This is a genomic window from Paenibacillus paeoniae, from assembly GCF_003388735.1.
Classification (GTDB): Bacteria; Bacillota; Bacilli; order Paenibacillales; family Paenibacillaceae; genus Pristimantibacillus; species Pristimantibacillus paeoniae.
Window position 1 is genome coordinate 576841 of the sequence record NZ_QUBQ01000002.1, and the last position, 13756, is coordinate 590596.

The 13756-nt window shown below is 49.8% G+C and carries 12 protein-coding genes; 9 read left to right on the forward strand and 3 right to left on the reverse strand.

The window, feature by feature from the left end:
- Window positions 1-46: 46 nt before the first annotated feature.
- Together DX130_RS14880 and DX130_RS14885 are read left to right on the forward strand one after the other, a co-directional pair.
- Window positions 47-1231, forward strand: a complete 1185-nt coding sequence (locus DX130_RS14880; protein WP_116046664.1) for a winged helix DNA-binding domain-containing protein — start codon at window positions 47-49, stop codon at window positions 1229-1231.
- Window positions 1232-1508: 277 nt separating this feature from the next.
- Entirely contained in the window at window positions 1509-2183 is a 675-nt protein-coding gene (locus DX130_RS14885) for a class I SAM-dependent methyltransferase (protein ID WP_116046666.1), read from the forward strand.
- A 235-nt stretch (window positions 2184-2418) separates the two neighbouring features.
- Here the strand turns inward: DX130_RS14885 and DX130_RS14890 are convergent, their stop codons facing one another.
- On the reverse strand, window positions 2419-3642 hold the full coding sequence (locus DX130_RS14890; RefSeq protein ID WP_116046668.1) for a multidrug effflux MFS transporter: 1224 nt from the start codon (window positions 3640-3642) through the stop codon (window positions 2419-2421).
- Between the two features lie 122 nt (window positions 3643-3764).
- Here DX130_RS14890 and DX130_RS14895 point away from each other — a divergent pair, with 122 nt between their 5' ends.
- The gene (locus DX130_RS14895; protein WP_116046669.1) at window positions 3765-4256 is read left to right on the forward strand and encodes an SdpI family protein; all 492 of its coding nucleotides are present in this window, start codon (window positions 3765-3767) and stop codon (window positions 4254-4256) included.
- Window positions 4257-4430: 174 nt separating this feature from the next.
- Here DX130_RS14895 and DX130_RS14900 read toward each other — a convergent pair whose 3' ends face one another.
- Together DX130_RS14900 and DX130_RS14905 are read right to left on the reverse strand one after the other, a co-directional pair.
- Entirely contained in the window at window positions 4431-5612 is a 1182-nt protein-coding gene (locus DX130_RS14900; protein ID WP_116046671.1) for an MFS transporter, read from the reverse strand.
- On the reverse strand, window positions 5612-6424 hold the full coding sequence (locus tag DX130_RS14905) for an undecaprenyl-diphosphate phosphatase (protein ID WP_116047218.1): 813 nt from the start codon (window positions 6422-6424) through the stop codon (window positions 5612-5614). Before DX130_RS14905 ends, DX130_RS14900 begins: the two co-directional genes overlap by 1 nt.
- A gap of 175 nt (window positions 6425-6599) precedes the next feature.
- On the opposite strand from DX130_RS14905, the gene DX130_RS14910 reads away from it, so the two are divergent.
- The 6 genes from DX130_RS14910 (at window position 6600) to DX130_RS14935 (ending at window position 13752) form a co-directional block, all read left to right on the forward strand.
- Window positions 6600-7502 (forward strand): 3'-5' exonuclease, encoded by a 903-nt coding sequence (locus tag DX130_RS14910; RefSeq protein WP_116046673.1) that lies wholly within the window; start codon window positions 6600-6602, stop codon window positions 7500-7502.
- 206 nt (window positions 7503-7708) lie between these two features.
- A complete protein-coding gene (locus tag DX130_RS14915; RefSeq protein ID WP_116047219.1) occupies window positions 7709-8617 on the forward strand; it encodes a DMT family transporter in 909 nt (302 codons plus the stop codon).
- A 157-nt stretch (window positions 8618-8774) separates the two neighbouring features.
- Window positions 8775-10307, forward strand: coding sequence for a PTS transporter subunit EIIC (locus DX130_RS14920; protein WP_116046674.1), 1533 nt, complete (start codon window positions 8775-8777; stop codon window positions 10305-10307).
- 17 nt (window positions 10308-10324) lie between these two features.
- Window positions 10325-11164, forward strand: coding sequence for a PRD domain-containing protein (locus DX130_RS14925; protein WP_116046676.1), 840 nt, complete (start codon window positions 10325-10327; stop codon window positions 11162-11164).
- Window positions 11165-11413: 249 nt separating this feature from the next.
- Window positions 11414-12766, forward strand: coding sequence for an extracellular solute-binding protein (locus DX130_RS14930; protein WP_206098824.1), 1353 nt, complete (start codon window positions 11414-11416; stop codon window positions 12764-12766).
- Between the two features lie 77 nt (window positions 12767-12843).
- Window positions 12844-13752 (forward strand): carbohydrate ABC transporter permease, encoded by a 909-nt coding sequence (locus DX130_RS14935; protein ID WP_116046677.1) that lies wholly within the window; start codon window positions 12844-12846, stop codon window positions 13750-13752.
- Window positions 13753-13756 lie beyond the last annotated feature (4 nt).

A 13756-nucleotide genomic window follows, 5' to 3' on the forward strand; every position in this document is an offset into this window, starting at 1 on the left:
AACTTGTCATGCCGTGGAAAAACGATAGGTGAGGATGCGATGGATAATGGGCGATTTACTTCCGACTAACCGCACACTTTCATTAAAAAGATTAAACCGCGCTCTGCTGGAACGCCAGCTGTTGCTGCAGCGAAGCCGAATCTCGCCGCTTGAAGCAATCGAACATCTGGCCGGCATTCAATCTCAAGCGCCAATGCCACCCTATTACGCTTTGTGGAGCAGATTGGAGAACTTCGAGCCAGGGTCACTTGTGAAATTATTGGCTGGCCGACAAGCCATTCGCATCGCTTTGATGCGATCAACGATCCATCTGGTGTCCGCGCGGGATGCCCGATTATTTCGGGCGGCACTTACCCCGATGATGGAGCGCACGATCAATAGCTTTAATGGCAAAAAGCTGCACGGTGTGGATCTGACTCAACTGGCTGTAAAAACCATTAGCTACGCTACAGAAAATGCCGTTACCTTTGAAGAGCTGGGCAAGCATCTGCACCAGTATTGGCCGGAGCATGAACCTTCCGTCCTCTCGTCGACGGCACGCAATCTCGTACCGCTCGCTCAAATCCCGCCCCGGGGACTCTGGGGACAAGGCGGCGCTGCCAGACACGTGCCTCTAGCTCATTGGCTCGCGAGCGGGCGTGATCATCAAACGAGTGAGGGAATCACCAAGGTGTGCACAATTAACCTCGCAGGCACAGCTCGAGGCGACACGGACGCCGCTATTAAGTCGATGTTGTTTCGGTATTTGGGTGCGTTCGGACCCGCCTCCATCAAAGATATGCAGGTGTGGTCGGGGTTGACCAGGCTAAAGCCTTATATCGAGGAATGGTCATCGGAGCTCGAATGCTTCAAGGACGAAGCAGGCAACGAGCTGTATGATCTGCCCGGTGCCCCGCTTCCACCAGAGGATACGCCTGCTCCACCGCGTTATCTATCCGAATTTGACAACATGCTGCTCTCCTACTATGACCGTAAGCGGATTATGCCCGCAGCTTATAAGTCTAAAATTATTACGATCAACGGCTTGGTCAGATCGACGTTTCTGACAGATGGCTTCGTGCGCGGTACTTGGACGATCGAAGAAAACAAAGACGCGGCGACTCTTCGACTCCAGCCTTTCGAACCGGTCAGCGATGACGATCTCGTGGCGCTTCGGGAGGAAGGAGTGCGCTTGCTTCGTTTCGCCGCACCGGACAAGCAGCATTATTTTGAGGTTGATGCTGAGAGTTGATCAACGGGATTGAATAGTGCTCTATCCTATACAGCATTGACACATGTAAAACGCTTTTTCAGATCGCAGACTTGTTATTGTATTGACTTTATGAATCAATGCGGTAGCGAGGCTGCTATTAGTTTGTTTATAGTTATAAACTATATATTTTATTAGTTTTATATATTTCAACTATGAGTTTTATACAGTTATGATGAAGGTATCGAATCGATTCGACATGTAACGGCCAGTCCTTTTTCTGAAGTTAAAAGCTTTCAAAAGACGAGGAGGATTTAACATGGAGAATAACGTAAAAAAGCAATTTGATCAAGCCGCGCCAACCTATGATGATAAACACGGAAAGCTAATCCCCTGTTATCAGGATTTCTACGGTGCTGCGGTTACCTGGACGGAAGTAGCTGGCGATTCGCCTCTTATTCTGGATTTAGGCGCGGGTACGGGAAGGCTGTCCGCCATGATGCTCAACAAATATCCCGGTGCGCAAGTGACGCTGGTCGATTTCAGCGAGGATATGCTGGAGAAAGCCAAAGCAAGGTTTGCAGATAATGACAACCTAACCTATATTGCTGCGGACTACTTAACTTATGAATTCGGACGTACTTATGATGCTGTTGTATCGTCACTCTCCATCCACCATCTTACTCATGAAGACAAGCAGGTCTTATTCCGAAAAATCCACTCGTTGCTTAAACCCGGCGGAGTGTTCGTCAATGCAGATCAGGCAGCCGGTTCCTCTCCCGCTTTCGTCGCTGAGTTCAAGCGGTTATGGGTGGAGTCGGTAACCGCCACCGATTTGGATCCGGAAGATATTGAAGCTTCGAAGAAACGCAGATTACTGGACATCGATGCCACGCTCACCGACCAGTTGCAATGGCTGCGCGATGCTGGCTTCGCTGAGGTCGATTGCGTATACCGCAACCGTGAGTTCACCGTGTTTGTGGCTAGGATTTGAGGTTAGTGGGTAGAGGAATTAGGAGTTTCTCACAGAGATATTTCGCCATTCTGAGCGCTGTCAGACGATTAAGCGTTTCTCACGACACTAATTCGCCATCTTGACCATTCCAACTTGAGCGGACGATTAAACGTATCACACATCGCTCCCCCGCTACCAATCAGAATGAGCCGCACCTTTACCGGTGCGGCTCATTCTGATTGTCTTTACTTTATCACATTATTTTTCACTTCAACTACTTCCGTTTCGTCAGCAACGCGTAGCAGATGAAGGCAGCCAGCACGAGCGATGACATGACGATGGCGAGCGGCACGGCTGTGCCTTCACCGCCTAATCCTACGAGCGGCGCAGCAAGGCCGCCGAAGATAAAGGACAGCATACCGAGCAAGGCCGAAGCGCTGCCTGCGGTTTGCCCCTGATCCTGCAGCGCCAGCGAAGTGGTGGTAGCGGATGTAATGCCCAGGCTGGATACGACCAAGAAGAAGCCCGCGACCATCATCGTGAGATCCAGCTTCATAAAAGCAGTCACAAGCAGCAGCACAGAGCCGCAGCCCGCCATCGCGAGTCCGCTAATTAGCAGCTTGCGCGCTTCCACTTTTCCTGCCAGACGCCCAGCTATTTGACTGGCAATAATAATGCCGATCCCGTTCAGACCAAAGATTAAGCTGTACGTTCTTGGCGTAACGTTATAGATTTCTTGAAGCACGAAGGATGAGCCCGAAATGTACGCGAACATCGCTGCCATCATAAAACCTTGCGTCGTGGCATATCCCATGAAGACGCGATCGCCCGTCAACTTGCGGAAGATCCGAAGCGTATTCCCAAGTCCTCCGGACTGACGGCGCTCCATCGGAAGCGTCTCTTTCATACCAAAGTAGATCGCAGCCAACATCAGCAGTCCGGATACGCTAAGAACCGCGAATACGCCTCTCCACGAAGTGAAGTTCAATATTTCTGCTCCAATCATTGGAGCGAGGATCGGGGCAGCCCCGTTAATAAGCATCAATAAGGCAAAAAACTTCGTCAACTCTACTCCGGAATACAAGTCCCGCACGCTCGCACGGGCAATGACAATACCCGCCGCACCGGCAAGACCTTGCATGAACCGAAGGGCGATAAATGACCATATATTCGGAGAAATAACACATAACAAAGATACGACCGCATAGACGGCAATACCAATTAGAAGCGGCTTTCTTCTCCCTATCACATCACTTATAGGTCCGACAATCAGCTGCCCTAGCGCAATGCCGAGCAAGCAGGCGGTAAGACTGAGCTGCGCGATTGAAGCCGAAGCTCCGAGATCTCCGGCAAGCGCAGGCAGCGCAGGCAGATACATATCAATGGATAGCGGTCCGATACTGGACAGCGCTCCTAATATTAACGCAATCCATAACCGCTTGGATCGACCGACTGGTGTAGTTGTCGCCTGATTAAGGGCAGACTTTGCGGTATTCATGATAGCAACCCTTCTCTCTTCTCTATAGCAGCACAAAAAACATAAGTCCAATTGTACTCCTGAAACTTTAATCTGACAACCGCGTAGAGGGAATCATACATTTCCCAGAAAGAGGTGATTTCATGACCGATCGACCAATCATACGCATTCCTAAGACGAAGTTTGAATGGCTGCTCGATGGGTTGTCGCTGCTTGCTTTGCTGCTGCCTGTAATCTATTTATTTGTCGTATGGGCGGAGCTTCCGGCACAAGTGCCCATTCATTTCAACGCAGTTGGAGAGCCTGACGGATGGGGCAGCAAAGGTATCTCCCTGATTCTTCCGATTGTTGGACTTCTCCTATATGGCGGACTTACACTGCTGCGCAAAATTCCTCATCATTTCAACTATCCCGTCGCGCTAACTAAAGAAAACGCTGAGCAAAAGTACCGTCTCTCCATTCAATTGATTGCCTGGATGAAGTTCCAAATCTCGTTGCTTTTCGGCTTCATTTTATGGAATGTTATTCGTACCGCTCAAGGTCAATCCGGAGGCTTAGGCTGGTTAATGCCCGCTGCGCTCATCGTTATTTTTGGTACCATCATTTATTTCACCGTCCGAATAGCCAAAGAATGAACAGAAACCCTGAATCGAATCAGCACTGGTCAATTCATACTGCGATCTTAAAAGCGCACCGCAAGATAGAATGCAATTAACCTAAGTGCGCAGACTTCCATCCCACAATTCTCCAATAAAATAAGCTCGCCGCTCCCACGCCGGGAGAGACGAGCTTATTTTCGTTCAGACAGGTTATCCAGCGGCCGTGCCTTCCGCTGCTACGCCAGAGCGGCGCACCATGACATACAAAGCGGCAAAACCAACTACGCCGATCGCCGCCAAAATCACACCCGAGATATACATCGACTGGGCGCCCATGTTCTGGAACAACCAGCCGCCGATGACGCCAGCCGCCATTCCGGAGATGCCTCCATAGATCAGTGCGTACACAGCCTGTCCCGATGCGCGATATTGCGCCGGTACAAGCAAGGCTGTGAGCTGCGTGCCGATGTAATAGAATCCACCGAACGTCACACAGTGCAGCAATTGCACGAATATGATCTGCATGCCGCTGGCCGCCCCCGCCATCAACGCCCATCTAATGATGAATAACACGCTGATGAAGATCATACAGAAAATCATCGTCTTCGTATTTCGTTTCAAGTAGCGATCCAGCAGCAGGAACACCGGAATTTCGAATATCGAAGAGAAAAACGCCGCCCACCCTATCATGTCGGCTTGTCCGCCAAGCTCGGCGATATACAAGGCGATAAAAGTATGGTTCATCGAATTGGGGATGGACAATACAAGTCCCAAGAGGAGGAAGAACAGAAACGCCCGATTCGCAAAAATAGAGCGGTAGTTCGTTTTCTCTGTCTTGACGACAATCTTGGACTCTCCCTTCGGCAAGCCAAACGCGAATACAATAGAAATAACCATCATGGCCGTATATAAAATCCACAGCCGCTCCACGCCAATCACTCCGATGATCGGTCCTGATGCAGCCGCCAGAACGGCCCAGCCCATCGAACCCCATAACCGGAATGAGCCGAATTTGTACTTCGTTCCCTCAATTGCATTCAGAATCAGACTGTTCGTCTGCGAGAACATCGGCATTTGGAAGAAGAAGAAAAACAGCATCGCTGTATATATGACGGTATACGATTGGGTGAGAAACACGACTTGCATAATGACCGTTGCGCCAGCCATCATAATGAGAATAACTAACCGAATGTTCCGGAATCGGTCGCTTAAGTAGCCCCATAGTGGATTAGCGATGATCGATACGATAGGGCCGCCTGCGAGCAGCGTGCCAATCTCCAGCGTTGACCATCCGATCTTTTGCAAATATAGGGCAAAAAACGTGCTGTATACTGACAAAGCGCCATAGATGAAGAAGTTAAACGCCTTAATGACGTTGTAGGATCCCTTCATTACAAGAATAGAAGCAACAAAATACCTGCCGCAAAGCAATAATAGGCGAAATATTTCAAGTTGCCTTTCTCCATGATGTTCATCAGCCACTTCATTGCGAAATAAGTTAAGACAAGCGAAGCCAAGAAGGCGATCGCGTAAGGGCCAACCAATGATGACGAGATCGGATCGCTGGAGAAGTCTTTCAGCCCCAATACGACACCGCCCAGACTGATCGGAATATACAGCATGAAGGAGAAGCGCAATGCCGTCTCTTGTCTCATGCCTACCGCAATCGAAGCGATTACGGTCGAGCCGGATCTGCTAATGCCGGGAATAAGCGCTACTGCCTGTGCCAAGCCGACGATGATCGCATCCTTCGCGCTCAGATCGCCTTCGCGTTTCTTTCCTCGCAAGTTACGTATCAGCCACAAGGCTAGGCCCGTCACCAGCAGCGATATCGCCACCACTTTCGCGTGGGAGAAGATGCGCTCGATGTGATCCTGGAAGAGGTAACCGATTAATCCAGCAGGAATTGTGCCCAGAATAACGTAAACGATAAACATAAAGTCCGACTTGTACTCCCCTTTGCGAGTACGAATGAATCGATATCCATTCACGATGAGTCGACCGATCATCGCCCGATAGATGAATAAAATCGCGATCAAGGATGCCGTATTTAGAAACACCTCGAATGAAAGACCTTCCTGCTCCATGCCCATTAACTCCCGGGCAATAATTACATGTCCGCTCGACGAGATCGGAATCGGCTCCGTAAAGCCTTGAACCGCGCCCAGCACCAAATACTTCAGCCACAAAATAACCTGTTCCATATGCTTTTTCGCTTCCTCCACTCTCTGCCTCTTAAGCTTTCTACCGTTCCTAGTATATACGATTTCAATAGCCATTGAAATTACAATACTGTCACATTGCGATGTCAAGGCTAAGCATTCATGGCGCAAATCTGCTAAAATGTATAGTGCACGTCACTAAGCGGAGGTTATCGAATTGGATTACATCGTGTTGGACATTGAATTTAACGGTCGCAAATTCGCCAGCGATTTGCCCATGGAAGTGATTGAGATCGGGGCTGTACGCCTGGACGCCTCTCTTCAACCTATAGACGAATTTACCGCATTCATCAAACCGGTCTACTTTTCCAAACTGAACTCATTTATTCAGAAAAAAACGGGTATCCCGCAGGAATCCATTAATACGGCATCCGGATTTCCCAAAGTCATACGCCAATTTCTTGAATGGCTTGGCAAAAGCGAGCAACCCCTGCTTTTCACTTGGGGCGGCGAAGACTTGAAGCGGATTGTGCTGGATACGCGCATGCATAAGATGGACGATGCCTACTGGCTCGCCACACCTTACTACGATTTGCTCAAAGGGTATATCCGTATCAAGGGATTGACCAACGACGTAAGCGTCGAGGCTGCCTTAGCCGAGCTTGGTTTGTCTTCGGACGGCTCGGCCCATCGCGCGCTGGATGATGCACGCATGACGGCCGATATCTTGCGCAGCGTATATAAAGAGCTGGACTTCAGCTATACGCAACATTACAAAGACTTGTATACAAATGCCAAGGAGCGCAGGCTGGTTAAGAATTCCATCCGTCTTCTTCGCTCCCAGAAGCTGGAGCCGACATGGGAATCGTTCCTTGAGCATGTTCTGAAGGATAAAGTGAAGCTGGAAGACCCTCGCAAGGAAGCCGAGTTGAAGAATTATTTCCTTGCGGAACTGGAGAAGAAGGCGAACAAGCCGGAGAAAGAAGATGCTGCCTTGCCAACCGAGGAATCTGTACGAGAGCACACAGAGCACACATCCGATACAGAGGGCTTAAGTCAGCCGGATGACCGCTCCCCTTCTGCTTCCTCTTCGGATGCCTCTGATTCAAACAAGGCTTAAGGATATCCTCTCTTCCTCTCAGCGCAATAAGCTCGCGAATATGCCTACAGTGGCGCATTCGCGAGCTTTCTTTTTGCCCGGTTAAGGTAGTCAATAACGCCTGTTCTTATCTGCAAAATTATCTTTGACAGCAGAAAGGCTGCGGGAGTATGATCTTCGTTGTGCCTTATACAACTATTGATCAACGACTGGAGAGAGTAACATCTATGACACGCCGTTTGAAAAGCTTTACCGGTATTGAGTTTCTGTATCTGGTCGGTATTGTAGCGATATCTTTTTCCTCTATTTTTGTCCGGTGGTCTGAGGCTGATGTAGCTGTTATTGCCATGTACCGACTCTATCTGACGAATGTGTTGCTTCTGCCCTTTGTATGGAAGTATCGCTCGTCGCTTTTCCGGCTGAGTAAGCGGCAGTGGGGCTGGCTTGCCGTTTCCGGGGCTATGCTTGCCCTTCATTTTCTGCTGTGGATGGCTTCGCTCCGCTATACGACCGTAGCCAGCTCCACCGTCATCCTGACGCTGGAGCCGCTCATGGTTATGCTGGGCTCCTACTGGCTATTCCGAGCAAAGGCGAACGCGATGATGTTATGGGGAATGGGCATCGCCATTGCCGGCTCCATTGTCATTGGCGCAGGAGACTTTCAGTTATCCGGGACGGCACTCTATGGAGATGCTCTCTCCTTTTTCGGCACAATCGCCGTTGCGCTCCATATGCTCATTGGCAAGAAGCTGCGTGAAGGTATAGATGCCTTTCCTTATAATTTCTGGGTATTCGCCTTCGCGGCGTCCTTCCTGGCTGTCTATAATGTGGCGCAAGGCAATGCCTTTACCGGCTATGAAGCTTCCGAATGGGGTATCTTCCTGCTTCTCGCTATCATCCCTACGCTCTTCGGGCATTACTTGTTCAACTGGCTGCTGAAATATATGAATGCAACCGCCGTCTCCATGTCCGTGCTTGGCGAGCCCGTCATCGCCTCTCTGCTGGCATGGCTGCTGCTGAAGGAGTCGTTAACCGCCTATCAGCTTGGAGCAGGAGTATTTATTTTGTTTGGCGTATGGTTGTTTCTTCGTTATGGCGAGAAGTCCAATCGCTCTGTTCCCGCATCTGAATCATGAAGTTTGCTTTGACAGAAACGAGAACAAAATTGTATAATTTTTGTGAATAATCGAATAAAATTCCGAACGTGTTACCGCATGGGCATTAGTTCAAGAAGAGATAGCATTCTTGAGCTATGCCTTTTTTTCTTACATAAAATGGGGTGAATACCAACAAATGAGTTATATTCAGCGCATCGGACGTTCATTCATGATTCCCATTGCAGTAATGCCTGCGGCTGCGATATTGTTCCGCTTCGGAAAGATTGAGTTCCAGCACCCTTTTCTGATCAAGCTTGCGGCGATCTGCGAAGCGGCTGGTGGGGCGATCTTCGACCATCTTCCCCTGCTCTTCGCCATCGGCATCGCGATTGGCCTGACACAGGGGAAAGGCGTCGCTGCATTATCCGCCGCACTCGGTTACATGGTTTTCCAGGAAGTCATGCGCACATTCGAAATCATGCAAACGAATGATCTGGCGGAAACCAATATGCAGATGGGTGTACTCGGCGGATTGATTACTGGTGGCATTACCGCATATTTGTACAACCGTTTCAAAGATATTCAATTGCCTCAGGCGCTGGGCTTCTTCGCAGGCAGACGTTTTGTGCCCATCATTACAGCACTTACCATGACCGTGCTCGGGGGACTGCTCGGCTTCATCTGGATGCCGATACAGGACATCATTACCGGCTTCGGATTGTGGCTTGAATCGACTGGCGGCATCGGAACGTTCCTGTACGGCACCATTAACCGCCTGCTTATTCCGACCGGACTCCATCACATCGTGAATCATATCTTATGGTTCCAGATTGGTGAATTCGCGGAAGCCGGCGGCAAGATCGCACAGGGCGATCTGACCCGGTTTTACGCAGGTGATCCTACAGCGGGCACGTATATGACTGGCTTCTTCCCGATCATGATGTTCGGCCTGCCGGGCGCCGCTATCGCAATGGCGAGATGCGCAAAGCCGGAAAACCGCAAGGTCATCATGTCCATCATGCTAAGCGCTGCCTTAACCTCGTTCCTGACGGGCATTACGGAGCCGATTGAATTCGCTTTTATGCTGGTAGCTCCTGCCTTATTCATCGTTCATGCCGTTCTGACAGGCTTATCTATGACGATCATGCACCTGCTGGAGGTTAAGGTTGGATTCGGGTTTTCCGCCGGCTTCATTGACCTCGCCATCAACTGGAGCCAGTCGACGAATCCTTGGCTGGTATTTCCGATTGGAGCAGCCTACTTTATCCTCTATTATTTTGTATTCTACATCTTGATTCGCACCTTTAACTTTGCTACGCCAGGTAGAGCCGACGACAAAACGGAAGCGCTTGCGGAAGGGAATCTCCTATCATCCGTCCCTTCATCCCAGCCTCTTCACGAGGCTGTCTCTGAGGCGGCGGCCTCTGGCTCTATACCGGTCGTCACGGCGCTCAGAACACCCAATATCAAGCTGATTGTCTACAAAGCTGCAGAAGTGACGGAATTGATCGGCGGATACGGGAATATGATCGATATCGATGCTTGTATTACGAGGCTGCGCCTGACACTTCACGATCCCAGCCTGGTCCAGGAGCAGAAGCTTCGTGAACTAGGCGCGGCCGGGATCATCCGCATTGGAAAAAATGGGGTTCATGTCGTCTTCGGCACAGATTCCGAGCTGATCAAGGAAGAGATTCTGAAAGCCCAAGTCAACCATAACCCAGAGTGATTGGAGGGTAAGTAAAGATGACCGCAATTGAAAGAAAGATCATTCATGTGCTTTCCAACAATGTCGTGATGACCAAGCTATCCTCCGGCAAAAATTCCATTGCGTTCGGCAAAGGAATCGGCTTCAAACGGCAGCCAGGCATGGCCATCGCCGAATCCCAAATTTCACAGGAGTTTTTATTGCATACTATGGAAACCATCGAACACTACGAGCAAATCCTGAACAATGTCGATACCCGTATCGTAGGCGTAACGGAAGAGGTCATCGCCATGGCCCAGCAGCGGCTGGAGGGCGAGTTCTCCGAGCGGATTCATGCCGCGCTCGTCGACCATATCAACTTTGCCATTGAGCGCTGTCGCCAGGGTGTCCTCATTACGAATCCCTTCTCGTATGAGATCAGATTGATGTATAAAGACGAATACGACGTTGCTGCCGAAGCAGTCAGTTACTTGAATGATAAGCTGGACGCCGGACTCCCCGAGGACGAGATCGCATTTTTGGCCATGCATTTTCATGGCGCGCGCAACCGTGAGCGCGGCACTGAAACGCTTGCTGTGGTCAGACTTGTCGCCACAATTATGGACGAAGCGAAGGAGCTTGGCCTCGTATTCAGCGACTCCTTCTCCTCCATCCGTTTTCTTTCGCATTTAAAGGGATTAATAGATCGCATCCGCAAGGAAGCGCATATTAAAAACCCGCTCCTGCACAAAATCAAGATCGAATATCCGCTGTCCTACAGCCGCTCCCTTACGCTTAGCGCCATTCTGGAGGAGCAACTTAAAAAGCCCGTTCCTGACGATGAAATCGGCTTTCTCACCTTGCATATTGAACGTCTGAATCAACGCGAGCACCCATGATAAAAAATAAATGATTGACAGATTAGTTATTATTTATTAGTATTTGACTCGTAAAACCTCATACATTTCACGATAATGTGTTACCGAAAGGGCATTAGTTATCGAAGCAGGCAAGACTCGCTTCGTTTCTAATGTCCTTTTTTGACGTGAGGAAGGGAGGATCGTGATCGTACAGGTACACAGGCAGCATGACCAATCCGCATTGCAAGCGTTTTCCACACCAAACATATCTAAGGGGAGATTGAATCTATGAACACTTGGAAAAACAAGTCCATCCTGATCGCTTTGATTCTGACGCTGGCATTCAGCATGCTGGCAGCCTGTTCAGGCGCTAACAAAGAGAAGCCCGCTCCAAGCAGCACCAACCAAGGAAGCAGCAACGGCGGCAATGACAGCGGCAAATCTGAAGGATTGACAGGCGACTTTGAAATTCAATACTTTGTCGGCGGCTACGGCGACACATGGTGGAAGCATGTAATCGGGGAGTTCCAGAAACAGAACCCGAATCTTAACATTAAGCAGACCGCAGGCTCCCAAATCAACGATCAAATGAGACCACGCTGGATTCAAGGCAACCCGCCGGATTTCGTCTACATCGACGGCGCAGGCTCCAACGAGGCTCAAATGGTAACGGACGAACAACTGCTGGATCTAACCGATTTCCTGAAAGGCGCAACGAACGGCGACGGAGAAAAAATTCTCGACATCGCTATCGCAGGGCCAACGGACTACAGTGGCAAGAACTTTACACTGCCGCTCGTATTCGGTTCATGGGGAACGTTCTACGACAAAGCATGGTTCAAACAACAAGGCTGGGACACTCCAACTGACTTCGAGAGCTTCATGGCTGTCAGCGAAAAGATCAAAGCATCTGGCGTATCCCCGTACATCCATACAGGCGTCTACCCTTACTACATCAACGGCGGTTTGGTCAACTCCGCAATCGTTGCGGCTAACGGCGGAGACACTTCCATCATCTCCAGAATGGCAAGCCTGGAGGAAGGCATCTTCAAGAGTGAGCCGGTTATGAAGGCTCTGAACAGAATCGTCCAAGTCCGCGACGCCGGCTTTGTCGATCCGGGCGCGATTGCGCTGAACCATACCGACTCCCAAATGGCATTCCTCCAGCATAAAGCGGCATTCATCCCGAATGGACTGTGGTTGGAGAATGAAATGAGCAAAGATGTGCCGGAAGGCTTTGAGTTCGACTTCATTCCATCCGTTATGCAAGACAAAGGCGAGAAATATGTAGCCATTCCTTACACTGCTTCTGTAGCTATCGCAGCAAAAGCCAAAAATCAGGAAGCAGCGAAAGCGTTCCTCGAGTTCATCTTCACGAAGCAATTCGCGGTAGATTGGGCTGAGATGACAGGCGCCATCATGAACGTGAAGGCAGACCTGGAGAACTCTACAGCCGGACCGGTCGTGAAGACAGCTATGAACTACTTCAACAGCGATAATCTGGTCGTAGCGCCAGCCTTGATCGTGAATGCCGATGTAGAGACGGCTCTGCAAGACAGCATCATCGCCTTGCTGGACAAACGCATCACGCCGGAAGAGTGGGGCGACCGACTGGAGAAGGCAGCAGCAGCGGCTAGATAATATTGGATTGCATGGCGGGCAGCGGCAGGTTCTCTCCTCCCTGCCCGCATAATGATTTCACAAGGGGCGTGTAAGCCATGACAGCCAAACCAACATCCTATCGACTGAGACGTTCCCTGTTCATTCTGGGATTTATATTGCCGACCTTCATCCTGTTCAGTGTGATTACCGCTTATCCGATGCTAAGAGGCCTATACATCAGCTTATTCAAGTGGTCTGGATATTCAGGCAATATGACGTTTATCGGTCTGGATAATTACAAGAGAATGCTCAAGGACGACATTATCGGCACAGCCATCTTCAACGACTACTTCCTCGTATTTTGGAAAGTGGTATTCATATTGGCTATTGCAACCTTTCTGGCGGTAGCGCTGACTCGTATGAGTATCAAGCGAACCGGTGTGTTCCGGGTTATTCTGTTCTTTCCTAACCTGATCTCTGTCGTTGTTATCGGCGTCCTATGGAGGTATATCTATAACCCATCCGATATCGGATTTCTTAATGCCTTTCTTTCCCTGTTCACGAGTGAAGCCGTTACGACCGTATGGCTAGGCCAGACTAATACAGCCATGTGGTCCATTCTAGCACCTGCTGTATGGGCCGGTATAGGCTTCTATATGATTCTGCTCATGGCCGCGATCATGAACATTCCTGAGTCGCTGTACGAGGCTGCAGGTATCGACGGCGCCTCCAGGTGGCATCAGTTCAAACATATTACCATTCCGCTTATCTGGGAGCAGATGAAAGTATCTATCATCCATATCGTTATCACAACACTGAATGGCTCCTTCATTATCATCTTCCTGATGACTGAGGGCGGTCCCGACAATTCAACGCAAGTTATGGGCTCCTATCTGTACCAAATCGGCTTCCAGCAATACCATATGGGATATGCCTCCGCTATCGGCGTGCTCATTCTGACGCTGACGCTGATTACGTCCCTCATACTGAACCGCTTGCTCAAGCGGGAAACGATCGAAATGTAGGAGG